This is a genomic window from Lysinibacillus sp. NPDC056959 (assembly GCF_042674095.1).
GTDB classification, from domain to species: Bacteria; Bacillota; Bacilli; order Bacillales_A; family Planococcaceae; genus Lysinibacillus; species Lysinibacillus zambalensis.
Genome location: NZ_JBHURE010000004.1, coordinates 144,120 through 168,717, shown reverse-complemented (window position 1 = coordinate 168,717; position 24,598 = coordinate 144,120). Strand labels below are relative to the sequence as shown.

General features: G+C 38.2%; 28 protein-coding genes. 6 read left to right on the top strand and 22 right to left on the bottom strand.

Features of this window, described 5'->3' with window-relative positions; genetic code table 11:
- Position 1: 1 nt before the first annotated feature.
- The 4 genes from panC to ACFTQ7_RS07035 form a co-directional block, all read right to left on the bottom strand.
- Positions 2-856 (bottom strand): pantoate--beta-alanine ligase, encoded by an 855-nt coding sequence (gene panC / locus ACFTQ7_RS07050; RefSeq protein WP_386827893.1) that lies wholly within the window; start codon positions 854-856, stop codon positions 2-4.
- On the bottom strand, positions 856-1,692 hold the full coding sequence (panB, locus tag ACFTQ7_RS07045) for a 3-methyl-2-oxobutanoate hydroxymethyltransferase (RefSeq protein WP_386828010.1): 837 nt from the start codon (positions 1,690-1,692) through the stop codon (positions 856-858). The genes panC and panB overlap by 1 nt, the downstream gene beginning before the upstream one ends.
- 379 nt (positions 1,693-2,071) lie before the next feature.
- On the bottom strand, positions 2,072-2,833 hold the full coding sequence (locus tag ACFTQ7_RS07040) for a CPBP family intramembrane glutamic endopeptidase (protein ID WP_386827892.1): 762 nt from the start codon (positions 2,831-2,833) through the stop codon (positions 2,072-2,074).
- A 2-nt stretch (positions 2,834-2,835) separates the two neighbouring features.
- Positions 2,836-3,507 carry a TetR/AcrR family transcriptional regulator gene (locus tag ACFTQ7_RS07035; RefSeq protein ID WP_386827891.1) on the bottom strand — a complete coding sequence of 224 codons (672 nt, stop codon included), beginning with the start codon at positions 3,505-3,507 and terminating at the stop codon, positions 2,836-2,838.
- A 222-nt stretch (positions 3,508-3,729) separates the two neighbouring features.
- On the opposite strand from ACFTQ7_RS07035, the gene ACFTQ7_RS07030 reads away from it, so the two are divergent.
- Genes ACFTQ7_RS07030 through ACFTQ7_RS07020 form a run of 3 tightly spaced genes read left to right on the top strand, consistent with a single transcriptional unit; the run spans position 3,730 to position 5,475 of the window.
- Positions 3,730-4,050, top strand: a complete 321-nt coding sequence (locus tag ACFTQ7_RS07030) for a PadR family transcriptional regulator (RefSeq protein WP_349660815.1) — start codon at positions 3,730-3,732, stop codon at positions 4,048-4,050.
- Positions 4,040-4,642 carry a DUF1700 domain-containing protein gene (locus ACFTQ7_RS07025; RefSeq protein ID WP_386827890.1) on the top strand — a complete coding sequence of 201 codons (603 nt, stop codon included), beginning with the start codon at positions 4,040-4,042 and terminating at the stop codon, positions 4,640-4,642. Before ACFTQ7_RS07030 ends, ACFTQ7_RS07025 begins: the two co-directional genes overlap by 11 nt.
- A complete protein-coding gene (locus ACFTQ7_RS07020; RefSeq protein ID WP_386827889.1) occupies positions 4,642-5,475 on the top strand; it encodes a DUF4097 family beta strand repeat-containing protein in 834 nt (277 codons plus the stop codon). Before ACFTQ7_RS07025 ends, ACFTQ7_RS07020 begins: the two co-directional genes overlap by 1 nt.
- Positions 5,476-5,577: 102 nt before the next feature.
- Here the strand turns inward: ACFTQ7_RS07020 and ACFTQ7_RS07015 are convergent, their stop codons facing one another.
- On the bottom strand, positions 5,578-5,829 hold the full coding sequence (locus ACFTQ7_RS07015; RefSeq protein WP_386827888.1) for a hypothetical protein: 252 nt from the start codon (positions 5,827-5,829) through the stop codon (positions 5,578-5,580).
- A 457-nt stretch (positions 5,830-6,286) separates the two neighbouring features.
- On the opposite strand from ACFTQ7_RS07015, the gene ACFTQ7_RS07010 reads away from it, so the two are divergent.
- On the top strand, positions 6,287-6,916 hold the full coding sequence (locus tag ACFTQ7_RS07010; protein ID WP_386827887.1) for a DUF7010 family protein: 630 nt from the start codon (positions 6,287-6,289) through the stop codon (positions 6,914-6,916).
- Positions 6,917-7,219: 303 nt separating this feature from the next.
- Positions 7,220-7,744 (top strand): GNAT family N-acetyltransferase, encoded by a 525-nt coding sequence (locus ACFTQ7_RS07005; protein WP_386827886.1) that lies wholly within the window; start codon positions 7,220-7,222, stop codon positions 7,742-7,744.
- A gap of 305 nt (positions 7,745-8,049) precedes the next feature.
- Here the strand turns inward: ACFTQ7_RS07005 and ACFTQ7_RS07000 are convergent, their stop codons facing one another.
- From ACFTQ7_RS07000 to ACFTQ7_RS06975, 6 genes are all read right to left on the bottom strand, one after another.
- Complete coding sequence (locus ACFTQ7_RS07000; RefSeq protein WP_386827885.1) at positions 8,050-9,033, bottom strand: biotin--[acetyl-CoA-carboxylase] ligase; 984 nt, start codon at positions 9,031-9,033, stop codon at positions 8,050-8,052.
- Positions 9,034-9,477: 444 nt separating this feature from the next.
- Positions 9,478-10,656, bottom strand: coding sequence for a CCA tRNA nucleotidyltransferase (locus ACFTQ7_RS06995; RefSeq protein WP_386827884.1), 1,179 nt, complete (start codon positions 10,654-10,656; stop codon positions 9,478-9,480).
- Positions 10,643-11,788 (bottom strand): N-acetyl-alpha-D-glucosaminyl L-malate synthase BshA, encoded by a 1,146-nt coding sequence (bshA, locus tag ACFTQ7_RS06990; protein WP_386827883.1) that lies wholly within the window; start codon positions 11,786-11,788, stop codon positions 10,643-10,645. The genes ACFTQ7_RS06995 and bshA overlap by 14 nt, the downstream gene beginning before the upstream one ends.
- Positions 11,789-11,821: 33 nt before the next feature.
- Positions 11,822-12,226: a methylglyoxal synthase gene (mgsA, locus tag ACFTQ7_RS06985; RefSeq protein WP_197141460.1), complete on the bottom strand. Its 405-nt coding sequence runs from the start codon at positions 12,224-12,226 to the stop codon at positions 11,822-11,824.
- 19 nt (positions 12,227-12,245) lie between these two features.
- Positions 12,246-13,043 (bottom strand): 4-hydroxy-tetrahydrodipicolinate reductase, encoded by a 798-nt coding sequence (gene dapB / locus ACFTQ7_RS06980; RefSeq protein WP_386827882.1) that lies wholly within the window; start codon positions 13,041-13,043, stop codon positions 12,246-12,248.
- Complete coding sequence (locus ACFTQ7_RS06975; RefSeq protein WP_349661204.1) at positions 13,043-13,378, bottom strand: nucleotide pyrophosphohydrolase; 336 nt, start codon at positions 13,376-13,378, stop codon at positions 13,043-13,045. Before ACFTQ7_RS06975 ends, dapB begins: the two co-directional genes overlap by 1 nt.
- 115 nt (positions 13,379-13,493) lie before the next feature.
- Between ACFTQ7_RS06975 and ACFTQ7_RS06970 the strand changes: the two genes are divergently transcribed.
- On the top strand, positions 13,494-14,363 hold the full coding sequence (locus tag ACFTQ7_RS06970) for a YitT family protein (protein WP_349661203.1): 870 nt from the start codon (positions 13,494-13,496) through the stop codon (positions 14,361-14,363).
- A gap of 124 nt (positions 14,364-14,487) precedes the next feature.
- Here the strand turns inward: ACFTQ7_RS06970 and ACFTQ7_RS06965 are convergent, their stop codons facing one another.
- From ACFTQ7_RS06965 to hisC, 11 genes are all read right to left on the bottom strand, one after another.
- A complete protein-coding gene (locus tag ACFTQ7_RS06965; RefSeq protein ID WP_197141491.1) occupies positions 14,488-15,162 on the bottom strand; it encodes a zinc metallopeptidase in 675 nt (224 codons plus the stop codon).
- Between the two features lie 60 nt (positions 15,163-15,222).
- On the bottom strand, positions 15,223-15,819 hold the full coding sequence (gene lhaT, locus ACFTQ7_RS06960) for a lipoprotein heptaprenylglyceryl N-acetyltransferase LhaT (protein WP_386827881.1): 597 nt from the start codon (positions 15,817-15,819) through the stop codon (positions 15,223-15,225).
- Between the two features lie 235 nt (positions 15,820-16,054).
- Entirely contained in the window at positions 16,055-16,849 is a 795-nt protein-coding gene (locus ACFTQ7_RS06955) for a menaquinol-cytochrome c reductase cytochrome b/c subunit (protein WP_349661201.1), read from the bottom strand.
- 42 nt (positions 16,850-16,891) lie between these two features.
- Complete coding sequence (gene qcrB, locus ACFTQ7_RS06950) at positions 16,892-17,566, bottom strand: menaquinol-cytochrome c reductase cytochrome b subunit (RefSeq protein ID WP_049666761.1); 675 nt, start codon at positions 17,564-17,566, stop codon at positions 16,892-16,894.
- A 14-nt stretch (positions 17,567-17,580) separates the two neighbouring features.
- Positions 17,581-18,087, bottom strand: a complete 507-nt coding sequence (locus tag ACFTQ7_RS06945; protein WP_349661200.1) for a Rieske (2Fe-2S) protein — start codon at positions 18,085-18,087, stop codon at positions 17,581-17,583.
- A gap of 154 nt (positions 18,088-18,241) precedes the next feature.
- Entirely contained in the window at positions 18,242-18,691 is a 450-nt protein-coding gene (locus ACFTQ7_RS06940; protein ID WP_386827880.1) for a DUF2487 family protein, read from the bottom strand.
- Positions 18,692-18,855: 164 nt separating this feature from the next.
- The gene (locus ACFTQ7_RS06935) at positions 18,856-19,413 is read right to left on the bottom strand and encodes a ReoY family proteolytic degradation factor (RefSeq protein ID WP_079559925.1); all 558 of its coding nucleotides are present in this window, start codon (positions 19,411-19,413) and stop codon (positions 18,856-18,858) included.
- 14 nt (positions 19,414-19,427) lie between these two features.
- The gene (locus ACFTQ7_RS06930; RefSeq protein ID WP_386827879.1) at positions 19,428-20,696 is read right to left on the bottom strand and encodes a tetratricopeptide repeat protein; all 1,269 of its coding nucleotides are present in this window, start codon (positions 20,694-20,696) and stop codon (positions 19,428-19,430) included.
- A gap of 317 nt (positions 20,697-21,013) precedes the next feature.
- Positions 21,014-22,300, bottom strand: coding sequence for a 3-phosphoshikimate 1-carboxyvinyltransferase (gene aroA, locus ACFTQ7_RS06925; RefSeq protein WP_386827878.1), 1,287 nt, complete (start codon positions 22,298-22,300; stop codon positions 21,014-21,016).
- Positions 22,301-22,391: 91 nt separating this feature from the next.
- Positions 22,392-23,492, bottom strand: a complete 1,101-nt coding sequence (locus tag ACFTQ7_RS06920; protein WP_386827877.1) for a prephenate dehydrogenase — start codon at positions 23,490-23,492, stop codon at positions 22,392-22,394.
- Positions 23,489-24,589, bottom strand: coding sequence for a histidinol-phosphate transaminase (gene hisC, locus ACFTQ7_RS06915; protein ID WP_386827876.1), 1,101 nt, complete (start codon positions 24,587-24,589; stop codon positions 23,489-23,491). Before hisC ends, ACFTQ7_RS06920 begins: the two co-directional genes overlap by 4 nt.
- Positions 24,590-24,598 lie beyond the last annotated feature (9 nt).

Below are 24,598 nucleotides of genomic sequence, written 5' to 3'. Positions count from 1 at the left end.
TTTACAATCCTTCTTTCACATTAAAGATACAATTATCAATTAAACGAGTTTTACCAATATAGACGGCTGTCGCTATAAGCACTTGCTCCGTTTTAGGAAATGCGGGTGTTAAATCTGGATACGCTAACAGTTCAATATAGTCAATTTTCCCATGTGTACGTGCTGTAATGTGTGCCTTCGCTTTAGCAAGCGCACTCGCTGCATCACCATTTGCTAAAAAGCTATTACGAGCAAGCTGTAGCGCTTCATTAATGGCGGGTGCCTCAATTCGCTCCGCTTCACTTAAATACACATTACGAGAGGATTTCGCTAAACCGCCTTCCTCACGTACAATGGGTACTACTCTCATTTCCAAAGGGAAATTAAAATCGCGTACCATCGTCGCAATAATTGCCACCTGCTGTGCATCTTTTTGTCCGAAATAAGCCCGTGTCGGCTGTGCTAAATGAAATAATTTTGCTACGACCTGTAAAACGCCATCAAAATGTCCTGGACGACTCGCCCCACAAAGAATGGTTGCCTGTTCACCCGCATGTATACGAATACCGCCATCATGAGGATACATTTCTTCCACACTCGGTGCGAAAACAATATCTACACCGACAGACTCTGCTAAAGCAGTATCGCGTGGCAAATCACGCGGATAACTTTCAAAGTCTTCGTTTGGTCCAAATTGAGTTGGGTTGACAAATATACTCATGACGACTAAATCATTTTCGTCGCGAGCTGTTTTTGCAAGGGTTAAATGGCCCTCATGTAAATAGCCCATCGTTGGAACGAGTCCAATTGTTTTTTGAGCTTGTTTAGCTGCTTGAATTTCTATAGTTAGCGCTTGGATAGTAGTGACGACTTTCATTACTTTACGCCCCCGTATAACTGGTCCAATGTTTCTTCTTTCATCGTAAAGAAATGCTTCGGTGCAGGGAATGTACCCGCCTTTACAGCTTCTACGTAACTAGCAATTCCATGGCTTGCTTCTTGGCCCATATTAGCAAACTGTTCCACGAATTTTGGTACATGATGTAAACCGTAGCTTAACATGTCATGATAAACCAAAACTTGTCCATCAGCCTCTACACCAGCTCCAATACCAATCGTTGGAATAATAAGATTAGCAGATACCATCTCTGTTAGCTGATGTGGAATACATTCTAAAACGACTGCACATGCTCCAGCCTCTTGACATTTTTTTGCATCTTCAATGAGTTTGGTTGCCTGTTCAGCTGTTTTACCCTGAACCTTGTAGCCACCAAGTACTCCTGCTGATTGAGGTAGTAAACCTAAATGAGCTACCACTGGAATGCCAGCTGACGTTAATTTACGAATTGCTGGTAGAACATCGTCTGCTCCCTCTAACTTTAGTGCATCTGCTCCTGTTTCTTGCATCATAGATACTGCCGTTTTCAACGTCTCGTGTACATCACCGTGATACGAACCAAATGGCATATCAACAACAACAAACGTATCCTTTGCACCGCGGCGCACTGCTTTTGCATGATGGACCATGTCTGCTACTGTTACTGGCATTGTAGAATCATAGCCTAGTACTACCATACCTAGTGAGTCTCCCACTAGAATCATATCGACGTCTGCTTCTTCGGCAAATTTTGCAGCAGGATAATCATATGCAGTAAGCATAACGATTTTCTCACCTGCTGCCTTCATCTTTAAAAAATCTGAAGTTGTTTTCATCATGTAGTCCTCCTTTTTTTAAGGAAAGAAAACAGAAAAACCCTTCTGTTCCTAAAATAGACAGAAGGGTAGTGTTTCGTTCGTTATCAAAAATCACCTCTTGTTTTAGATTAGAGGCCATAACTTAATAAAGGGATATCGAAGCAAATCTCTTTGAGAGAATTGCCCATTCCATTGAATCAAGTTATATTTTTGAACGCTTGTTTTCTTCCGTCCCTGTCATTAAAAGATCAAGGCAGATATTTATTGTAAATTGTTCTTACGTTTTGAAGGTGCCGTTCACAAAAGGATACTGCCCTTCGCACATACTATAACAGATTCACCTAGTAATCTTCAAATATTATTTTCTAATAATTACGATCAATAACTATTACCAAATTCAAACCATTCGTTTCTGAAAGTTTGATTTTCGATAAACTTCAAATACCGTAAATAGGAACAGGGCAAATAAAAATGTGAATAATCCAGATGATACATTTGTAACCGGTACAAAGACAACCCAAAATGAATTAATTAAAGCGTGGAAAATAATACAGAGAAAAATACTTTTAGTGGATAGGTAAATGATTGTTAATAAAAAAGATAGCGCTAAAGCTGTTAAAGAAAACCATAGGAAGTTCATGTTTATTTGGTTTGATCCAAGAACAAACCATAATGGCAAATGCCAGACTGCCCAAATAATACCCACAATAATTGTACTCGTGAAGGGAGACCATCTTTTTTGTAATGTCGGCTGTAAAAAGCCACGCCAGCCAATCTCTTCCAATCCTCCTCCGATAATCATGATTGGGAATTCAAGTAAGACCAGATACATTGGATTCTCCATAGTTGCTCCGCCCCAGAGAGTTGGTAAAAAACAAGCTACAAATGCTAATCCGATTGCAAATATGTACCAAGATACAGGATGCTTAGGATTTTTCACATTATGGATAAATGATTTGAACTCTTCTTTAGTTGAATATTTCTTTTTCAACCAAATCTCACAAATTGCCGGAGTAATTCCGCCGAGAATAAATAAAAGCATTGATGTTGCATTTCCAAACTTCAGCAAATTTAGTTGCGTTAATAAGGCTAAACTGCCCCATATTATCCAAGACGTTGCAAAGGTATAAAATAGAAATCTTCTTACCTCTATTGCCAACTTTAATCCTCCCCTTCTCTTGTACCCAATAGTAATAATACGGATTTGCAAAGTGTATTCATCAAACGAATCTCATCAAACTGCACTTGATCATTTGAGAACACCCCGTAACATTTTTGCAAGACAACGTCTCTCACAATGCCATCAATGGACGTCATTATAAAAGTAGATAAATCCTCTATCGAAATCTCAAGCTGAAAACATCCTGAAGAAATACCCTTATCGATTGAATGAAAAATTTGTTGCATCAAATATTGCCCACTTTCATTCTCATAAATGTTCGATAAAATTTTCTTTTCTCTATCTGGATTGTTAGCAAATAAAATCGTAAGCTCAAATTGAATTTTGCCAACTGTTGATATATTTTCCTTCATGTACTCTCCAAGAAAATTAAATAATTTAATGATTGTCTTTGTGGGAGAATTACTCGTATCCGTAATTTTATCGATAATATGTTTATAGTCTGCATTAATATTTACATGATTAATAACCTCAATAAGTATTTCATCTAAGTCTGAATAATAACGATACATCCCACCCTGACTTACTCCTGACGCTTTAATAATATCCCTCATCGAAATGTCATAAAGTGGCTTAACTTTACATACTGCTATAGCTGCTTCTAAAATGCTGTTTTTCTTTTCCTGCACATATTCATGGCTTACCTTTGGCACTATCTTTACCTCCAAACACTTAAAATGACACAACTGTCATTTTTATCATATTCAATATACCTTTTATTGTCAATTAAAATGACACTATTATCATTTTTATTTTCCGCTTAAATTTTTTAATAAAATTTGACAATCAAATGCAATATGTAATATACTTCCACCATACTATACGACATATAATATAAAACCTTGTATAGGTATTACATTGTGAGGTGAGAAAAGATGACATTTCAACTTGGCTCAGCTTTACTTGACGCTTGTGTACTCGCCATCGTCGATAAAGAGGATGCTTATGGTTACTCATTAACACAGCAAATACAATCCGTGATGGATATATCAGAATCTACGCTGTACCCAGTATTACGTCGTTTACAAAAAGCAGATTGCTTAACAACCTACGATCAGCCCTACCAAGGGAGGAATAGACGCTATTACCAAATTACTGAACAAGGTCGGATACGATTACTGGAGCTATTAAAAGAATGGCAAAAGTATAAAGAGATGGTTGATTGTGTACTTATAGGAGGGAAATATGATGAATAGAGCTAGCTTTCTGAAAAAGCTACGGGGGAAATTACAACGTCTTCCAGCGCATGAGATTGATATTGCGCTTGCCTATTATGAGGAATATTTCGATGAAGCAGGAGAAGAAAACGAACAGAAGGTCATTCAACAGCTAGGTTCTCCTTCTCATGTTGCATCACAAATAATGACGGATTATGCATTAAAAGATTTAGAAACAACTTCAACTTCGACTAAGAAAAATATATCTGCGATTTGGATTATCATTCTAGCAATATTATCTGCCCCACTTTCATTACCATTACTTGCAGTTGCTATAGCACTTATTTTTTCATTTGGAGCCGTTATCTTCAGTATTATCATTGCAATTATCGCAACTGTACTTAGTATCTTTTTTGGTGGAATTGTTGCTCTTATTTCAGGCTTGTTCATTTTAACTCAGCACTGGCCGACAGCGTTACTTTTTATGGGTGTTGGCTTTATCGTAACAGGTCTGGGCACTCTGCTTTTCCCAATCGTTGCTCGTTTGATCAAAACAATCGTTGTTGTTTGTGTTGAAGCATTAGGTAAACTATTCCATAAAATAACGAAGAAGCGTAAGGAGGGATACTAATGACATCTCGACATACCCATATCGCCATTACTATGATTGCTTTTGGCATGCTGTTAGCTCTAGTTGGTTATTTCTCTGGCGGGAAATGGAGTTTTGTGTTAAATGATGAAGGCATCCAATTGCCAGAGAACAATACACTAGTAAACAACTCCTATAAACTAGATGATTTCACTAATCTCAATGTTATCAATCACTATGGAGATGTTGAAATTGTAACTAGTGATCATTATGCATTAGAAACAAATGTTATTAAAAATGATGATGTGACGTACAGTATTAAAGATCATACATTAACTGTTGAAACTAAGAGTAAGAAGAAGAATGGTTTTGAATTCGGATTTGGTAGCTTCAGAACTCCTTCCATCAAAATCTATGTTCCTTCAGATGTAAAATTGAAAACCGTTATCCTTGAAAGTAATTTTGGAGATACAACCATTCGTGGTCTGAATTATCAGGAGTTAAATCTTATTGAAGATTTTGGAGACATTATATTTAAAGACACTACTGGTGATAAAACAGAGATTACACAATCATTTGGTGATATGAATTTAAAACAATTTTCAAGTAATGGCTTCGTTGCTGAAAGTGAACATGGTGATATTAACATAGATGGAACATTAAATGGCCATTCCACTATTACGTCTAACTTTGGAGATACTACGCTTCGCTTACAAAATAAAAAAGATGAGCTTGGCTATGAATTACAAACTGACTTCGGGGATCTTACAGTTGATAAGAAGGAACAAAACAGCAAAGTATCACAATCTTTTAAAGGTGATAACCAGTTAAAAGTAACTGTTTCTCATGGTGACTTACAGTTAAAGTTGAAATAAAGTTGGCTACAAGATTCATCTATTTTAGGTCTTAGAGTGAGCTCCTCTTTTTCAGCGGGTGTCCAAACACCCGCTGAAAAGTAGTTTAAATCCGTATTCATCTCACCACCTATTGAGGTGAGAGACTTCTGTAACTGCCGAAAACACTTGTAGCTGACGTTTCACTTTCGCTACGAAAACATTTGTAGCTGGCGTTTCACTTTCGCTACGAAAACATTTGCTGAAAGAAGTTAAACATACGACTCCCCCACTTTCATACTCCCTTTCATCCCACCTTATAATAAATCCTATTCCGGTAAATAATTTGTGGGTTACATCTTCGGTAATTTCAATTTGTACATATTCGTTTTTCATTTTTTCCACTTCCTGAGTATAAATGCTAATTTAACTATGTACATTCCGGCTTGAATAATGATGTACAAAAATTGCTCATCCATTTCATACTATAACTGAGGTGTTAGTATACATATTCTATTAGAGATTCGTCTTGAACTACCCACCACTTATCCAAAACTTGGCTTGGGCGATTCCTACGAACACCAGTGTATCCACTTGTTATTGAGTAGGCCAAACCTGTAGTAAATATTTTGTACGTTTACGTGAATTCACTACACTGTAACTCGGGCGTTTTCACAGGATGTGAAGGTCTTAGCCTGTGTTCCTCTTGCTCAGCGGACGTTTGGGCACCTACTGAAAAGTAACTGACGTTTCACTTTCGCTACGAAAACATTTGTAGCTGACGTTTCACTTTCGCTACGAAAACATTTGCTGAAAGGAGTTAAAATGAAATTGAAAGAGGAGGGTTCATGATATGTCGCAAACCATCATTCCTAGAGCTGCTGTGCGCGGGACAGCTTCTGGCGTTATCTTCATGGCATTTTTCGGTACTCTGTGGGCAGGAATTGGAATTAGAGGATTGCAGGGCTGGGGATTTCTCTGGCTGTTGATCTTATCCTTGTTAGTTGGTGTTGTACTGCTTGTTGGAGGAATCGTATTGATAATGAAATCTAAAAGATTATCAAACGAGATGATGGGAGAGGATTCCCATCGTTGGAAACGAAAAAATAAGTGGTTCGGTATTATTTTCGGTTTAGAAGGCGTTTTGATAGCCACTGCCGCCGTAATTTGTCAATCTACCAATCACTTGGATTTGTTTGTTCCTGTTATGGCTCTCATTGTTGGTGCTCATTTCTTTCCCCTAGCGCACCTTTTCCAGGTCAATCTGTATTATATTTCGGGTTCACTTCTTTGCCTGCAATCGGCAATCACATTGTTTACTTTACCTGTAAGAGTTACCTGGGGAAATCACCAAATTATGGTATGGTGGACATCTGTGGGTTTTAGCTCAGCTCTAATATTATGGGGGACCGGGGTAGTAGTTTGGATTACCGGCCATAGATTACTGAACAGGGCTGGGAATAATGGATCCAAAGAAGCTTAGACCAAAGGCTAGGACAGAATTCCTCACTCCTAAAAGCAGTACAACATCCATAAATATTTCCTTCCTTGAGCATTTTGTTTTTCTATACCTAGAAGGTAGAATTATACCCTTGTGATAATGCCTTTTTAGTAAGAATTTTATATGATTACCCCTTGTATCAATAATTAATTCCCATTAATTGTATAATAGTCATATTACTATGTAGTGCTAAATTTTTTGTAAGTTAAGGAGGAATCAAAGATGAACCGGGTCAGAAACGTCCGTAATCATTGGATATAAAGTGCGACTTTCGAGGTGATCAATATGAAAATTAGAAAAGCAAACATTCAAGACGCTCAAAGTATTGGAAAAGTACATGTTGACAGTTGGCGAACAACTTATAAAGGCATTTTGCCAGATGATTTTTTGAATAGATTATCTTACGAGCAGCGAACAGAGCTATGGAAGAATAATATTTCAGATGCTACGAATTATGTATTGGTGGCTGAAAATGAACAAGGAGAAATAATCGGCTTTGCAACTAGTGGTACACACAAGAGAAATTCAGTAGTAAATTCAACTGATTTGACTTCTATATACCTTTTAGAAGAATATCATGGAAAGGGCATCGGAAAACAACTACTCAAAGAAATATTCACCTATTTTAATCAAAAAGGATACGAAAAAGTATTTGTCGAAGTATTAGCAGAAAATAAAACACGTTATTTCTATGAGTATTATGGTGCACAATATGTAAATAACATCGAAGTAAAAATTGGCGGAAAAATAGTAGAAGAACTTATTTATGTATGGAATGATATTGATAAGTTAATAGAAAACATAAAATAAGCGTTTTTTATTGGGAGGCATGTAATGAAAACTATAGCGGGAACGATCTCTTTATCTGTCTCTTTTACATTATTCATTTACTTGTTCGGGCTAAAAATGGAGCATTCAGTTAAATATGATTCTGGGTTGTTTTTTCTTCCAATAATTTTACTAATACTTTCTCTGTTCTTCTTTAGACAAGACTACAAACGAGAAAAAAATATATAGAACTAAATGTATTCGAAAAATATGAAAGAACGTATACTTTCAGATTCGAAAATATACGTTCTTGCTAGATAAGTGAATGCTTATTGTAGTTTATGTTCCTATAAAATTCTTATATCTCCAGCATAAATTGTCCGAACTGTGCCATTATCCTCTGTTAGCTGTAATACACCTTCATCCGTTATCCCACTGGCAATACCTTCAAAGCGGCCACGTAAAGTCGTTACTTCAATACGTTGTCCAATCGTACATGACATTTGTTCCCATAGCTTTTTAATGCTGACAAAACCTTCCTTCACGTATAATTCCGTGAATTGTTCTAAGTATTGTAAAATTGATGCGACAAGGGCAGCTCGATTAATTTCTTCACCCGCTTCTAAACGTAAAGATGTAGCAATATCCGCGATTTCTGGTGAGAAATCTGAGGCGACTTGATTCGCATTAATACCTATGCCTACTAGCAATGCTTGTACACAGTCTGCCTCTGCTTGCATTTCTGTTAATATACCTGTACATTTTTTACCTTTAATAAGCAAATCATTTGGCCATTTAATGGCTGGCTCAATATGTTTATATAATGTTTTAATAGCCATCGTAACCGCAACTGCTACGACAAGTGTATAAGATGAAGCTTGTTGAGGAGTGACATCTGGTCTCACAATAACAGTCATCCAAATACCTGTGCCATTTGCAGATTCCCATGGACGCGCCATACGACCACGACCTGCAGTCTGCTCCTCACCGATTATAATCGTGCCATGTGGAGCACCTTCTTGTGCAAGCTTGTGGGCGATTGTTTGTGTTGAATCTACAATATCAAAATAATGAATTTCACGTCCAAAGCGTTCAGTATTTAAAAATAGTTCAATTTGTGTTGGACTTAAGCTATTTGGTACACCCGTCAGTACGTAGCCCTTTTTCTTTACCGTTTCAAATGTATAGCCTTCCTCCTGTAGCGACTGCATATGTTTCCATACAGCAGTACGTGATACTCCAAGGGAATCTGCTAGCTCCTGACCCGAAACTGCTTCACCATTAGCAGTTAATATTCTTTTTAAAATTTCATCCTTCATAGAAATACTCATGCTAATCAATCCTTTAGTAAACTCTTATTTGCTTGCAAAATATTGATTCAATTTGTATTTATCATACTGTATATTATGACAATTGACCATAATATCATCAAATATCTTATACACACTATTTCTTCGTTATTTTTAACTATTTTACTTCGTATCGCTGGATCACCGTCATATCGTAGGGTTGATTTCGGTTGGGCGCTTTGTTGCTGACGCTTCGCTTTCGCACAGTTAAAACATTTGTTGCTGACGCTTCGCTTTCGCACAAGCAGAGCTTTCTGGAGTCGCCAGCCTCCACTACAATCAACTTAGTACATCGTATACGTTTTAACAAATGTCACATTCAACTTTTAAAGATAAGCAAAAAATAGAGCTTAAATTAATAAGGAACCGTCTTATTCTTGTTAAGACGGTTCCTCATCATAAAGAAATGATAAGAATCAACGTTTATCATTCTTTTTTGAAATAATCATGTTCTATCCAATTCTTTATGTGCTGTCGGTCATTTTGAAGTTCGCCATTGACAACCGCTTCAAGCATTGCCTGCAACGCCTCTTTTACCCATGGTCCACCTTTTATTCCAGACCATTTTAATAAATCCGTCCCGTTTACAATAAGCTCTTGCTTGTGTCTAATGGGAAGCTTTTTCTGTATTTCTTGGATACTTTGCTGTGGCATTTGAACGTCAAGCTGTCTCAGCTCCGCAAAATAACAAGCTGCCTCGAGTTCCTGTTGTGTATGCGAAAAGTAATCCATATTCGTCCAGCCATTTTTCAAAGCCTTAAAAGCTGCTAACACAGCTTTTACAAATGCCATCTCTTTATTCGATAAACGATAGTCACCTAGCACTTCTCGCCAATGATCACCCTGTAACATTGAAAAATATGCCCAGCCTAATAGCTTGTCCTGCGTGTTAAATTTACACCAGTCCTCTGCTTGAAAAGTACCACTTAAATGATTCACTAAGCTACTTTCCTCAAGCTTTCTAATACCATTAAAAACATCTTTCCCTACCCATAGCTTATCGAGCTCTGCCTTTTTACGCTCCTTTGCAATCCAAGAAATAGTATTAGCCTTTTCCTGCATTGCTTTCAAGGTCTCTGATTCAATTAGAAAACCGAGCTGTGCTGAAAAACGTACGGCTCGCAGCATTCGTAATGCATCTTCCGAAAAACGTTTCTGTGCGTCACCTACAGCTCGAATGACACCAGCCTCAATATCTTGGCGCCCCCCGTAAAAATCAACAAATGAGCCATCACGACGCATCGCAATGGCATTCATCGTAAAGTCTCGGCGCTGTAGATCATCTTTTAGCGAACGTACAAATTGCACTTCCTCTGGTCTACGGTGATCCGTATATTCCCCATCTGTGCGATATGTCGTTACCTCCACCGATCCAGCTGGCACGATAACAAGTACCGTCCCATGCTGAATTCCTATATCAACCGTGTGATTAAAGACAGATTTTACTTCGTCTGGCATGGCATTTGTTGCAACATCTACATCATGGGCAGGGCGACCGAGTATGGCATCTCGTACCGCACCACCGACGATTACTGCTTCAAAGCCCGCGTTTTCTAGTTGTTCAATAACTGAATAGGCCGCTTGCCATTCTTTATTGTTTTGCATGATTTCTTTCAGCAACCTTTTCATACAATTTTTCATATTGTTCTACAATTTTTGATGAATGGAATTTTTCATCAACAGCACAAATGGCTGCTTCACGGAAACGTTGTAATTTCTCTTTATCACTCAAGAGGTTCACAGCATATTCTGCCACTGCGTCTGTATCTCCTAATCCCACTATAAAACCGTCCACACCGTGTTCAATGACTTCTGGAATACCGCCTACAGCTGATCCAATACAAGGTACACCACAAGCCATTGCTTCAAGTAAGACTAACCCGAATGATTCTTGCTGTGATAGTAATAATTTAAGGTCACTGATTGCATACAATTCAGCTAAATTTTCTTGTTTACCTAAAAATAGAACATCTTTCATGTAAGGACTTTCCTTTACTTGATCCATTACACGATGCTTTTCAGGGCCATCTCCTACAAGCAACAGCTTTGCCTTCATGTTTGCGCGAATCTTCATAAATGCGTCTATTATATGAGGAAGATTCTTAATTTTACGGAAGTTAGATACGTGAATAATAACTTTTTCGTCTTCTTCAATTCCGAATTGTTCCTTTAGGCTTCCTGAATTGCGAGGGAAGTATTCACGTTCATCAACAAAGTTGTAAATCGTATTAATCGGCTTTACTGTATCGATAAGCTCATAGGTTTGTTGCTTTAATGCTTCTGACACTGTCGTTACGATATCAGATTTGTCAATACCATACTTAATTGCCTGTGAAAGAGTGGAATCCTGCCCAAGCACCGAAATATCTGTACCATGTAGTGTTGTGACAATCCCAATGTCACGACCACTCATTTCACGAGCTAAGACAGCACAGACCGCATGTGGGATTGCATAATGCACATGAAGCACATCTAGCTCTTCATCCTTAATCACGTCCGCCATTTTACTCGCTAATGCTATATCATATGGCGAATATTGAAATACTGAATAATTATTAACTTCTACTTCATGGAAAAAGACGGTTGGATAAATTTTATTCAATCGAAATGGTACGCTTGAGGTGATGAAATGAATCTCGTGTCCTCTCTCTGCAAGCATTTTTCCTAATTCTGTTGCAATAACACCAGAGCCTCCAACAGTTGGATAACAGGTAATGCCAATTTTTAGCTTTTTCATTCGATTATCATCCTTTCTAAATCACGTCTTTTTTTAATCTCGTCTTTCTTGAATCAGTCTCCAATCCACAAAGCCTTCCTGTAGGCCTTTTAGTAATATTTCTGCAGTTCCCATATTTGTAGCCAGTGGCACTTGGTAAACATCACAAAGTCGGATCAGTGCAGAAACATCTGGCTCATGTGGTTGTGCTGTTAAAGGATCACGGAAAAAAATGACCATGTCCATATCATTATTGGCAATCATTGCGCCAATTTGTTGATCACCACCGAGTGGTCCAGAACGGAAACGTGTTACCTCTAAGCCTGTAGCTTCAATAACACGCTGTCCTGTTGTCCCTGTAGCAAATAACGTATGCTCATTTAAAATATTACGGTAAGCAATAGCAAACTGTACTAAATTATCTTTTTTGCGATCATGTGCAATTAATGCGATTTTCATAAAGCTTCCATCCCAATCTTTAGATGATGTTTTCTAAACCATATACAAGTTGATCCATTTTCATGACTTCTTCTACGCAAAATGCTACACCAGACATAAAAGAATTACGGTTTAATGAATCATGACGAATTGTTAAAAGCTGTCCGTCTCCACCAAATAACACTTGTTGGTGTGCCACTAAACCTGGTAAACGAACAGAATGAAGGCGCATGCCGTCCAATTCTGCCCCTCTTGCACCCTCAAATGTTTCTTTTTCCTCTGGATGTCCTTGCATTTTTTGTGCCCGCACCTCTTGAATCATTTGTGCTGTTTTAACAGCTGTTCCAGATGGTGCATCTAACTTTTGATCGTGGTGCATTTCAATAATTTCAACATCTGGTAAATATTTTGCCGCTTCCTTAGCAAACTTCATCATAAGGATTGCCCCTATCGCAAAGTTCGGAGCAATAATGCAGCCAAGCTCTTTTTCTTTAGCCATTGCTGATAATTCCACTAGTTGTTCATCTGTAAAGCCCGTTGTACCAATTACAGGGCGTACATTTAAATGCAAGGCTTCTTTAGTATGTTTATATACTGCATGAGGGTTTGTTAAATCAACTAATACATCTGGTGAAGTTGCCTCTACAAGCTCTGACATGTCTGTAAAGATTGGAGCAGTATAACTTGTTGGAAACATCTCCAAATCAGCTAATGTTTTTCCTACTTCCTTATAATCTAGTACAGCTACTAATTCCATTTTGTCATGCTTCATGACCGTATGTACAGCCTCAGCCCCCATCTTCCCCCTAGGTCCTGCAATAGCTACACGAATTGACATTATTCTTCATCCTTTCTAGTCCAGCGATCTTTATCCCTTGTTTCAAATTTATGTATAACGCGTAAAAGTGCTTCATCTAATTTAATGCCTTGTGCATTTGCAAAGCAAACTAAGACAAAGAAAAAGTCACCTAATTCTTCTTCAATGCTGTTAGCATCCTCTGTACTCTTTTTCTTCTTTTGCCCGTAAACGTCCTGTACCTCGCGAGACAATTCACCAAGTTCCTCAGTTAGACGAGCCAATAACTCAAATGGTGGGAAATAACCTTCCTTAAATTGTCCTATATAATCATCCACACGCTGCTGTAAAGCTTGCATTGTTACTTTTTCAGTCATTTAAATCACACTCCTACTTACCATCGTATAAAATTTACACCATTGTTGTCAAAAACAATAAAATGTCAGATAATAGATAGCACAACTTCAATTGTTTGGGACTACAGGAGGTCATATGCTAAAACAGATCAAAGTCATCAATATCATCGCAATAATGCTCGGAGCTGCAATTTTTAGCTTCGGCTTCGTCCACTTCAACATGCAAAATCAACTTGGTGAAGGTGGCCTAAGTGGGATTACACTCATACTTTATTTTACTCTAGGCTGGGACCCTGCCTTCATGAATTTACTATTAAACATTCCTATGTTTATTATTGGTTATCGTTTACTTGGGAAAAAATCATTTATTTATACGCTCGTTGGAACTTTATCTGTTTCAGTTTTCCTAAAAATTTTCCAAAAGTATCAATTTACTATTCATTTAGAGGATGATTTACTACTTGTTGCACTTTTTGCAGGGGTTTTTGTTGGACTAGGACTCGGGATCGTCTTTCGCTTCGGTGGTACAACTGGCGGTGTAGATATTTTAGCTCGCCTTGGGCATAAATATTTTGGCTGGAGTATGGGTAAAACGATGTTCATCTTTGACGCAATTGTCATTACACTTTCATGGATAACGTTTTTAGATGCACGCTCTATGATGTATACCCTTGTCGCGGTATTTGTTGGCGCGCGCGTTATTGATTTTGTTCAAGAAGGAGCATATGCAGCACGTGGAGCACTTATTATATCTGAAAAATCTAGCGCCATTGCTGACATGATTGCATTACGAATGGAACGCGGCATTACTATACTTGAAGGCCATGGCCATTTTACGAAACAACAAAAAGAAGTTATTTATTGTGTCATTGGTCGCAATGAAGTTGTACGTTTAAAATCTATTGTTTATGACGTCGATCCTCACGCTTTCGTATCAATAATAGAAGTACGAGATGTGGCAGGAGAAGGCTTCACGCTCGACGACCAAAAACAACCACTCCATTAAAATGAACAATTTGCCTACTCTCTCGAATAAAAACATTCGTTGAGGTAGGCTTTTTTTTTCATATTACAGTTTGACGGATTAAAAAACTTGCTATAGTGAAATACCACTACAACAAGTTCTTTAATTAGTCGTCACTTCGCATATTTGTAAAGATTAATACTAAACGTAATAATTCTAATACAGCTACTGCTGCTGCGGCAACATATGTTAATGCTGCAGCGCTTAACACTTTACGCGCTGGACGCTCTTCTTCATTTGTAATAATACCTAGGGAATTCATTTGTACTAACGCACGCTTTGATGCATCAAACTCTACTGGCAATGTTACTAATTGGAAAACCACACCTGCTGCCAATAATATGATACCTAAAAGTAACATATTTGTACTACTTGCAAAAATACCAATCATAACAAATATCCAAGACATATTTGATGAAATATTTGCAACCGGCACTAGCTTACTACGTAATGTTAGCATTGAATAAGCTTCTTTATGCTGGATGGCATGGCCAACTTCGTGGGCAGCAACTGCAGCTCCAGCAATGCTTGCTTCGTAGAAGTTACTTTCCGATAAAGCAACCGTTTTTGTCGCCGGATTATAATGATCAGATAACACACCTTGTGTTGGAACAACTCGTACATCATATAAGCCGTTTGCATCTAAAATCGTACGCGCTATCTCTGCACCGGTTTGTCCCTTCATTGTACGTTCTTTTGCAAACTTATTATACGTGCCCTTTACTTTCATCTGTGCGTAAAGCGGCAGTAGCATTATTATTGCAAAATAAACAATATACATGGTTGTTGACAATTTTCTAACCCCTTTCTATCTCGATACTATAATTCTATAATCAATTACTTAATTCGGCAAATATTTGCGCCACCTAATTGAAAAAATCGCTAAAAAAATGCATGCGACCGATAACCAAAAAGTAAAATAGCCAATATAGCTTGTGTAATCAGCTAAATCACGGTACATCGGCATTTGGCCAAATACATAATCAATCACATCATTATGCAATGTCCATACGGCTGCCACGGCAATATGCCAATATGAAAAAACATATTTACCAATGTATAGTACTGCTTGGAAGGCCATCATAAAATGCGAGCCTACAAGCATCCAGCCTTGCCAATCAATAGATCCAGTTTCAATCAACGTCCAAATATTCATCACATCAGCCCAAATTCCATACTTTACTAATGTTATCAGTGCTAGTACTTCCATTAGAGGCCATTTTTTCCCCAAAATCCAAGCTAACAATACAAAGCAAAAGAATAAGCTGGCTGTCGGACTATCCGGAACAAAAATATAAAAAATTGGTTCCGTTATAGCAAGCTGCCACCCGTACCAATAATAACCGTAAATAGTTCCTAATAGATTGATAATAAGTAAAAGTATTAAAAATGACTTATGTGTAAGGAGGTACCAGACGTTTGCACGTGTAATTTGCATAATTAAAACTCCTTTTTCTTCTGTCTTTACTAAGATGCCTTTTTTATCTGTTATTATGTATTAAATAGTCTTTAATTTGCCATGTTCTTTCAATGTTGAATACTTGCATTATGTATATCCTAACAAATATTATTGTCGCAATAATATATTGTACGGGAACTTTTTTGAAGCTGTAACAGTCACATTATTAGACTAGAAAAAAAGAGCCAGTTTCCTGACTCTTTTAAAACAAAGCTTATTCCTTAGCCTTTAAGCTCGCAATAAATTCAGCTAATTGCTTCGCTTCTTCATCTGTACCAGCGAAAGCACCAGCTGGCATATTGCCACGACCGTTGTGGATAATCTCTTCTACTTCTTCAGCTGTTAGTTTATTACCAACTAATGCTGGAGCAGCTGGGCCACCTTTTAAGTCAGCAGCATGACAACCGATACAAGTTTTAGCTTGTTCACCAGTGTCACCGTTCCAAATTGCAAATCCTGGTAGAGATTCATCAATATCAACCTCAACCTCTTCTACAATTGCACCCATAGCTTTTTGAGCTTCCCAGTCATGGTTAACAACTGACTCCCAAGTTAAGTAGAACATAGCAGCCAATGTCAATAACATAAACGCTGTTGGTAATGGGCGTTTAGATGGACGACGTTCTGGACTTTTATCTAAAAATGGCATTAATAATAGCGCTCCAAATGCAAGACCTGGAATTACAATTGCTCCAATAACGTTATATGGACCTGAAGCATATGAGTATTTTAATAATTGATACATGAATAAGAAGTACCAGTCCGGTAATGGCACGTATGCTCTTGTTGGATCAGCTGGTCCTTCAAGAGGTGATGGATGTGCAACTGTTAATAGTAAATAAGCTATTAAAAATACAGCACCAACCATCCATTCTTTTAGTAAGAAGTTCGGCCAGAAAGCTTCCGTCTTACCTGGATATTCGGAATAATCCTTTGGAACGTTCGGCATTTTGTGATTCGCTTTAATACGAGAATCACCAACAAATTTCATTCCTTTTCCGCGATGCATTATGTCCCCTCCTTTAAAAAATCATCGAACCGTCAAGAACTATTACAACGGCCCTGAAATTCCTTGACGACGAATCATGATAAAGTGTGCTGCAAGTAACCCAAACAATACTGCAGGTAAGAAGAATACATGAATCGCAAAGAATCGTGTTAACGTTTGAGCACCAAGAATAGTTGAGTCACCCGCTAATAAGATTTTAATCCATTCACCGATAAACGGTACAGATGCAGCAATTTCGATACCTACTTTTGTAGCGAATAATGCTTTCATATCCCATGGTAATAAGTATCCTGTAAAACCAAGACCCATCATTACACCAAAAATACCTACACCAACCATCCAGTTTAATTCACGAGGTTTCTTATAAGAACCTGTGAAGAATACACGAAGTGTATGTAAGAACATCATTACGATTACTAATGAAGCCCCCCAGTGGTGCATACCGCGTACGATTTCACCAAATGCTACTTCGTTTTGTAAATAATAAACTGATTTCCATGCATTCACTACGTCTGGTACGTAATACATTGTTAAAAACATACCTGATAGTATTTGAATTACCGTGATGAAGAAAGTTAATCCACCGAAACAGTAAACGAATGCTGAAAAATGATGTGCAGGGTTCACGTGCTCTGGCACTTCGTGGTCGGCAATATCACGCCAAATAGGTGTAATATCTAAGCGTTCATCGACCCAATCATAAATTTTATTTAGCACTGTTTTGTACCCCCTTACTTAACTAGAGTATTTGCTTTAGTTGGACCAAGCAATAAGTAACCATCTTCTTCTTTAACTTCATATTCATCCAACGGACCTGTTGGTGGTGTTCCTGGTACGTTTTTACCATTCTTCTCGTAACGTCCAGCATGACAAGGACAGAAGAATTGATCTGGGTGTGCAGAATCTTCTCCCCAGTTCACCATACAACCTAAGTGCTTACAAACAGGAGATAACGCAACGATTTGATCGCCTTCTTTGAAAACCCATGCTACGTTTGTTACTTCTGATTTGTACCATGCATCAACTTGCTCAAATTTTAAGTCAACTTTAATAGGTTCTTTAGTAATATCAGCGATTTTATGCTCTGTCTTTATAAAGTCCCCACCAGTATGTTTTTGTAGTACTGGGTCAATTGCAAAACGAAGCATCGGCATCAGCATACCTGCCGCCATAAAGCCACCTACACCAGTTAGTGTATAGCTTAGGAATTGACGACGTGAAACTCGATTATTACTCATTTTTTTCCCCCCTCTAACTTAAAGGTCAGTCCAACGGACATTCTTTTACAAATAGTAATACTAGGACATATCTATGATATATCAACTCCATAGCTTGGTCAATATAGCATTCTGTGGAAAGCTGGAGAATGTGAACATTTATTGAAACAAATTGTTAAATCTGTGCCCATTTGGTCGAAAACATCGGAATAACTTGTCGCAATTGATCTTCAAGAATAGAGTTTTTCACACCTTTATCCATACTTTCTAACGGAATCGCTGGTAGCCAAACAACATTTACTTCCTCTCCAATATTTGTCCAAAAATGGTCACAAGTAATGAAGAACACATGCTTAAAACCAGCATTATGTAATTGTGCCTCTAATTGCTTCGGCATATCTTCGCTTTTTAATGTTGCACTATACGAAAATGGTGGCATCAGTAATAGACGGCCTTTAAACTGTTGTTCAATAAAAGATGTAAGCGATAACAAAAAATCTGCCTCTGTACCACTCTGTTTCATTTTTTCAGGAGATAAATCGACGGTTACGAGTGGAACAATTGCTGTATCGATAAATTCCTTCTGTGCCATAAACGATGTCACATCGCTTGCATTAAAATACATCTCACAAACCTCCTCATGTTACATATAACGTAATTGCGTTATGAAAATAAAAAAATGCCCTTCTCCACTCTTCAATAGGATAACCAATAAAAAGTGAAAACAATCATTCACTTGTTATGTTATCATATTGAGGTAGATAAAGGACATTCAATTTTTGCCTATAACTAATGTAAATTAGCTGTTTCCTTTAGAGCTTGTAACAAATTAGACAATTCATAAAACCGCTCTTCATCTCCTTGATCGAGAGCTTCATCAATTTGTGCGAGTAATTTTTCTTCTTGGAATACGAGTAAGCTGTTGGAAAGCAGCTCTTCTGCCAGTAAGCGATCTTTTTCACTGACAATCAGTGCTTCCGGCATATAAGGGTTTTCTTCAAGAACTGCTAAGTATTGTGCACTTGGAGGTACATTAGGAAAATTCAATTGTATATACATATCTTCATGTTCATGTAAGCGTAAATCATGAAAAGATTTCTCAGCATCTGCTGTCATTACATTACCTTTGTAGAAACGAAATGGCACACCTGTTGAGTCAACTGTTGACATTACCATTGCTCTAGGGCAATAATGAGCTTCTTCAACAAATCGAATTCGTTTTAATAACTCATCGTTGCTTAATAAGTAATTCAAAATCCATACACACTCACGACGTTTCAATTGATAATTCTTTAAAAACCATCTAACAAATGCTTTTTTATCGACAACTGATACAGAAGCAGTCATACCCACTCCCTCCTTTACTCAAATTCTAAGGTTTCTAACTTCTCTTGCCACTCTAGTTCACCAGGTTGAATAGTTATTAATTGGCCAAGTACTTCTTTTGCTTCTGAACGCTTTCCTTCTTCTAACAAGAAATAAACATATTTTTCTAAAAATGCTGCGTCTTCCTTAAAATCATTATATGCCAAACGGTAAAATTCGTATGCACGGTCGTACAATTCTAAATTTTCAAATGCAACCGCAGCAAATGGGTATAATGTGCTCCATTCAAAATCATTTTTTTGCAACTCTTCAAATAATTCTATTACATCCTCATGACGCTCTTGCTGTGCCAACACAGAGATTAATGCCAATACTGCCTCCATGTATTCAGGATCTAAGGCAATAGCTTCACGTAGATGTTGTTCACCCTCATCTGGCAAACCAGTTTTTAAAGCCATTTTACCTGCAAATAAATATAAGGACTTATCATATTCATCACGCTTTAATCCTTCTAGAATGGCAGCATAAGCTTTTTTATTGTCCTCCGTCATGGCATAGCTTTCAGCAAGCAATAAATAGGCAGAAAAATAATCAGGGTCTAATTCTTTTAATTCTTCTAATTGTTTAATGGCCATCTCATATTTTTGTGATTGAAAGGCCGAATATGCAGCTCCAAATAAAACATCTGGCTTTATTTCAGCGTCAAGTGCTTTTAAATAGTAATCTAAAGCCGTTTCATAGGCAGCTCCAGCACGATACACTTCAGCAAGTCTTTCAACAAGACTTATCCCTGCAAATTCAACTTGTTGTTCATATAATTCTTCATATAGTCTCGCAGCCTCTAAAAAACGACCCGTTTCAAATAAAAGCTCCGCTTTAGCAAATTGTAATAATGGCTCGTCTGGTAATATAGATAGGGCCTCATTAATACGCATTTCTGCTACTTCGAATAATCCTTGCATTTGATAATAATCCGCTAATACTAATAACGCTTGGGGATATTCTGGAGATGTCTCTTCTATTTCTAATAAAAAATCTAGCGCTTCATCTTCAGCGCCAAGCTCCATTAAGACGTTTGCACGATCAATTTTCAACTGTGCCTCTTCTGGGAATAAAAATTGTAAATGCTCCAGTACACGGTCAGCTTCCTTCATATACCCATACTGCATAAACATTTCTGCTAGCGTATAAATTTCCTCAGGTAGCTCCTTCGTTAAAAATGATTCAAGTAGCTGTTCAATTAATGCTAAGTCTCCTTGTTCAAGTGCTTGCATCATTTCAGTCATCGCATTGTTCACAGTCATTCACCTATTCTTTCATTTATATCTTTATGCTACAAAACATTTTCTTTCGAAACAAGAAAAAACTCCCCAAAAGACTTGGAGAGTCAGGATTAATTTCGCATTGGCGTAATTTCGTCCAGATTTTGAATTGTGCCCAGGTCTGCACACGATGGCCAACACGATGTCTGCCATTTCGGTATTGGCACAGAACGTGGCATGCTTAAGACTGAGTTCCTACATTTCAGTAGGCGTTTGGTACATCCACTGAAAAGAAACCTCAACCGCAATCATCCCACCACAGTCAGAGGTAGGAGTCTTCTGCTGAATAAAGATAGACTTTACTTTACTTCCTCTATGTGCTCGAAAAACGATGGATAAGAAACTGCAATACATTCTGCATCATCTAAAGTTACAGAACCATCTGTTATTAGTGCAGCAACAGCGCCCATCATGCCTATACGATGATCACCGTAAGTTTTAAGGCGAGCACCACGTATTGGAGTTGGTCCTTCAATAATCACTCCATCCTCAGTCGCTTCAATAGAAGCACCTAGTTTTTTCAATTCATCCACTACAGCCGTTATCCGATCTGTTTCCTTCACTTTTAACTCCTCGGCATCTTTAATAATTGTTTTGCCGTTCGCCTGCGTTGCTAATAAAGCAAGAATCGGAATTTCATCGATAAGACGAGGAATAATATCTCCCTCAATTGTAGTTCCTGTTAATGCTGACGTTTCTATTGTAATTGTTGCTGTCGGCTCTGATTGGCTATCTTCATTCGGCATAACTGTTATCGAAGCGCCCATATTATGAAGCACTTCGATGATACCATCTCGTGTTGGATTAATTCCGACATTTTCTAGCGTTATTTTACTACCTTCACAAATAGCTCCTGCTACTAAGAAAAAGGCCGCTGATGAAATATCACCTGGTACAGATACATGCGTCCCTGTTAAAGTTTGCCCTCCTTGTAATGCAATAACACCATCCACCTCGTCAACCTGTGCACCAAATTGACGTAGCATTCTCTCAGTATGATCTCGAGATACTTCCGTTTCTCGCACAATTGTAGTACCTTCAGCACGTAAACCGGCAAGTAAAATAGCTGACTTCACCTGAGCACTCGCAACAGGCATGTTGTAATCAATAGCTTGTAATGTTGTACCTTGAATAGCTAATGGTGTATATTGTCCATTTGTCCTTCCAGTAATGTGTGCACCCATTTGACGTAACGGATCAATAACACGGCGCATTGGTCGTTTTCCAATGGACGCATCCCCTGTCATTACTGAATGTACATTAGACCCTGCTAGAATCCCTAACATCAAACGCGTCGTCGTACCAGAGTTTCCTGTGTATAGTACTTCTGTGGGCTCTTGCCACCCCTCTATACCTGGACTGTCGATAGATACATTTGTTCCTTCCACGTCAATCTTCACACCAAGCTTTCGGAAGCAATCAATTGTACTCAAACAATCCTCCCCTAATAAAAAGCCGTCAACTGTCGTTTTACCCGTTGCAATCGCTCCAAACATAATGGAACGGTGAGAAACAGATTTATCACCTGGAATCATTAAAGTCCCTTGTAAGGAAGGTTTATCATATTGTAATACTTTTTCACTCATCGTTTTCTTCCCCCAATATGAAGATAGAAAGCGCCTTAATTTCGACGCTTTCTTTAAAAAATGCATTTCTTATTAAGCTTTTCTAGTCTGCCTATGAAATATATGTTTCATATTTAGCACGCTTTTGTATACACGCTGCTGCTCGTTCACGGTCACTTTCGCTTTGTAAGCTAATAACAAGGATTCCGAACACGTCCTCCCGTGACTCTACGATACGTAAATTCGTAATACTAATCGCTTCATCTGCAAGTAAGCCTGTCACCTCAGAAATAACACCCGGATAGTCAGGAACATCAACATATAAGTCAAATGATGTAAACATTGCTCCAGCACTAATCGGTAATTCATCTCTTAGCTCTTTGGCAACTGCAAAGTATTTTTCAATGTCCTCCGAGCTACCATTTAAAAGGAGCTCCTTAACACGACTCATTTCCTTTTCCCAGCCATCTAGCTGTGCAATAAGCTCATCTCGATTTTGCAATGTAATATCTCGCCATAAAATCGGATTGGATGACGCAATACGCGTTACATCACGGAAGCCCCCTGCAGCAAGTGAACGCGTCATCGGATACTCACCATTTTCTTCGCCCAACTGGTGCACAAGAGAAGCAGCAACTACATGCGGGAAGTGACTTACTACAGCTGTCATATGATCATGTTCACGAGCAGATACACTTACAACCTTTGCATGTGTAAACTTTAATAAGCTTTCAAGCTGTGCCATATGGACAATTTCTTCACCGGCAAGCGGTGTTAGCATATAATACGCATTTTCAAAAAGGTGAGCCTTTGCAGCTAAAACACCGCTTTTATGTGAGCCTGCCATTGGATGTCCTCCAATAAAGGTAATGCCTAACTCACGTAGTTCCCCAGCCTTTTGCATAATCCTCTTTTTTGTACTACCTGTATCTGTTACGATTACTTTATTTTTCAACGGCCATGTTTTTAATTGTTCCATCCATTCAAGTGTTGCGTTAACGGGAGTTCCAAAAATGATAACATCTACGTCGTCCGCCACTTCTTTTGGATCTGTCACAATATCATGCACAATATTTAACGTTTTCGCATGTTCACGTGTTTTCTCATCCATATCATAGCCAATAATTTTTGTCTCGGGTGCCTTTTGTAACGCTAGGGCAATTGAGCCTCCAATGAGGCCTAGCCCAATAACGAGCACTTTACGGGTCGTCATGCAAAAACTCCTTGCTCTTTTAGGACGTTTTCAAGGTGACCTAGCAACGCTTCATTTTGAGCCACTGTTCCGATTGTCACGCGGATAAACCCAGGTAATCCTAACGCATTTCCACTACGGATGATAAAGCCTCGTTTCATTAGCTCATTGAAAACAACATCGCTATCGGCATTCGTATTAAAGAAAATAAAGTTCGTATCAGACGGGAAGTATTGCAAATTATGCTTTTCACAAAATTCAACATATTGTTTTTTACCTTTTTCATTTGCTTCTCGGCAAGCCTTTATAAAATCTTGATCACTTAAAGCGATTGTCGCAACCGCTTGACTTAGAATTGTATTATTAAATGGCGATCTTACGGGATCTAGTTTAGCAATCACGTCTGGTTGCCCAATTGCATAACCAACTCGGAAAGAAGCAAGACCATATGCTTTTGAGAATGTACGCAACAATAGTACATTTGGAAACTCGTCAATAATAGGTAGAGTATCTTTGTGACCAGGATGTGTTACGTATTCGATGTAAGCTTCATCTAATACTACTAGCACATCACTTGGTACTTTAGCTAAAAATGCTCGTAATTCAACATCTGGTATCACAACACCTGTTGGATTATTTGGACTACAAACCCAAACGACCGATGTGTTTTCATCAATTGCCGCTATCATTGCTGCTAGGTCATGTGTACCTTCGATACAAGGAATTTTACGTACCTCCGCGCCTTCTATTGCAGCATTGTGCCAGTATTGAGAGAAGGATGGGTCTGCCATCACTGTGTTTACACCTGGATACAACAATGCACGAGTAATAATCGCAATGATATCGTCAGAGCCGTTACCAAAAAGAAGCTGTGTTTCTTTGACACCTAGATAATTTGCAACAGCTGTACGTAAATTTTGCGCATAGCCGTCTGGATAGATAGCATGATTTACTGAATTATTTTGTAAATAAGCAGTTACCTTAGGTGAGCACCCAAATGGGTTTTCATTAGATGCTAATTTTACGACTTCTTGTAAGCCATATTCTCGTTGTACTTCTTCAATTGGTTTTCCAGGCTTATATGCTTGCATACCGTCCAGTTGTTGTTTCCATTTCATCTTAAACAT

What these genes read in the sequence shown, in the direction of transcription:
- panC (WP_386827893.1), bottom strand. Translation starts at nt 856, where the DNA reads ATGAAAGTCGTCACTACTATCCAAGCGCTAACTATAGAAATTCAAGCA.
- panB (WP_386828010.1), bottom strand. Translation starts at nt 1,692, where the DNA reads ATGAAAACAACTTCAGATTTTTTAAAGATGAAGGCAGCAGGTGAGAAA.
- ACFTQ7_RS07030 (WP_349660815.1), top strand. Translation starts at nt 3,730, where the DNA reads ATGACATTTCAACTTGGCTCAGCTTTACTTGACGCTTGTGTACTCGCC.
- ACFTQ7_RS07025 (WP_386827890.1), top strand. Translation starts at nt 4,040, where the DNA reads ATGATGAATAGAGCTAGCTTTCTGAAAAAGCTACGGGGGAAATTACAA.
- ACFTQ7_RS07020 (WP_386827889.1), top strand. Translation starts at nt 4,642, where the DNA reads ATGACATCTCGACATACCCATATCGCCATTACTATGATTGCTTTTGGC.
- ACFTQ7_RS07015 (WP_386827888.1), bottom strand. Translation starts at nt 5,829, where the DNA reads ATGAAAAACGAATATGTACAAATTGAAATTACCGAAGATGTAACCCAC.
- ACFTQ7_RS07010 (WP_386827887.1), top strand. Translation starts at nt 6,287, where the DNA reads ATGTCGCAAACCATCATTCCTAGAGCTGCTGTGCGCGGGACAGCTTCT.
- ACFTQ7_RS07005 (WP_386827886.1), top strand. Translation starts at nt 7,220, where the DNA reads ATGAAAATTAGAAAAGCAAACATTCAAGACGCTCAAAGTATTGGAAAA.
- ACFTQ7_RS07000 (WP_386827885.1), bottom strand. Translation starts at nt 9,033, where the DNA reads ATGAGTATTTCTATGAAGGATGAAATTTTAAAAAGAATATTAACTGCT.
- ACFTQ7_RS06995 (WP_386827884.1), bottom strand. Translation starts at nt 10,656, where the DNA reads ATGCAAAACAATAAAGAATGGCAAGCGGCCTATTCAGTTATTGAACAA.
- bshA (WP_386827883.1), bottom strand. Translation starts at nt 11,788, where the DNA reads ATGAAAAAGCTAAAAATTGGCATTACCTGTTATCCAACTGTTGGAGGC.
- mgsA (WP_197141460.1), bottom strand. Translation starts at nt 12,226, where the DNA reads ATGAAAATCGCATTAATTGCACATGATCGCAAAAAAGATAATTTAGTA.
- dapB (WP_386827882.1), bottom strand. Translation starts at nt 13,043, where the DNA reads ATGTCAATTCGTGTAGCTATTGCAGGACCTAGGGGGAAGATGGGGGCT.
- ACFTQ7_RS06975 (WP_349661204.1), bottom strand. Translation starts at nt 13,378, where the DNA reads ATGACTGAAAAAGTAACAATGCAAGCTTTACAGCAGCGTGTGGATGAT.
- ACFTQ7_RS06970 (WP_349661203.1), top strand. Translation starts at nt 13,494, where the DNA reads ATGCTAAAACAGATCAAAGTCATCAATATCATCGCAATAATGCTCGGA.
- ACFTQ7_RS06965 (WP_197141491.1), bottom strand. Translation starts at nt 15,162, where the DNA reads ATGTATATTGTTTATTTTGCAATAATAATGCTACTGCCGCTTTACGCA.
- lhaT (WP_386827881.1), bottom strand. Translation starts at nt 15,819, where the DNA reads ATGCAAATTACACGTGCAAACGTCTGGTACCTCCTTACACATAAGTCA.
- ACFTQ7_RS06955 (WP_349661201.1), bottom strand. Translation starts at nt 16,849, where the DNA reads ATGCATCGCGGAAAAGGAATGAAATTTGTTGGTGATTCTCGTATTAAA.
- ACFTQ7_RS06945 (WP_349661200.1), bottom strand. Translation starts at nt 18,087, where the DNA reads ATGAGTAATAATCGAGTTTCACGTCGTCAATTCCTAAGCTATACACTA.
- ACFTQ7_RS06940 (WP_386827880.1), bottom strand. Translation starts at nt 18,691, where the DNA reads ATGTATTTTAATGCAAGCGATGTGACATCGTTTATGGCACAGAAGGAA.
- ACFTQ7_RS06935 (WP_079559925.1), bottom strand. Translation starts at nt 19,413, where the DNA reads ATGACTGCTTCTGTATCAGTTGTCGATAAAAAAGCATTTGTTAGATGG.
- ACFTQ7_RS06930 (WP_386827879.1), bottom strand. Translation starts at nt 20,696, where the DNA reads ATGACTGTGAACAATGCGATGACTGAAATGATGCAAGCACTTGAACAA.
- aroA (WP_386827878.1), bottom strand. Translation starts at nt 22,300, where the DNA reads ATGAGTGAAAAAGTATTACAATATGATAAACCTTCCTTACAAGGGACT.
- ACFTQ7_RS06920 (WP_386827877.1), bottom strand. Translation starts at nt 23,492, where the DNA reads ATGACGACCCGTAAAGTGCTCGTTATTGGGCTAGGCCTCATTGGAGGC.
- hisC (WP_386827876.1), bottom strand. Translation starts at nt 24,589, where the DNA reads ATGAAATGGAAACAACAACTGGACGGTATGCAAGCATATAAGCCTGGA.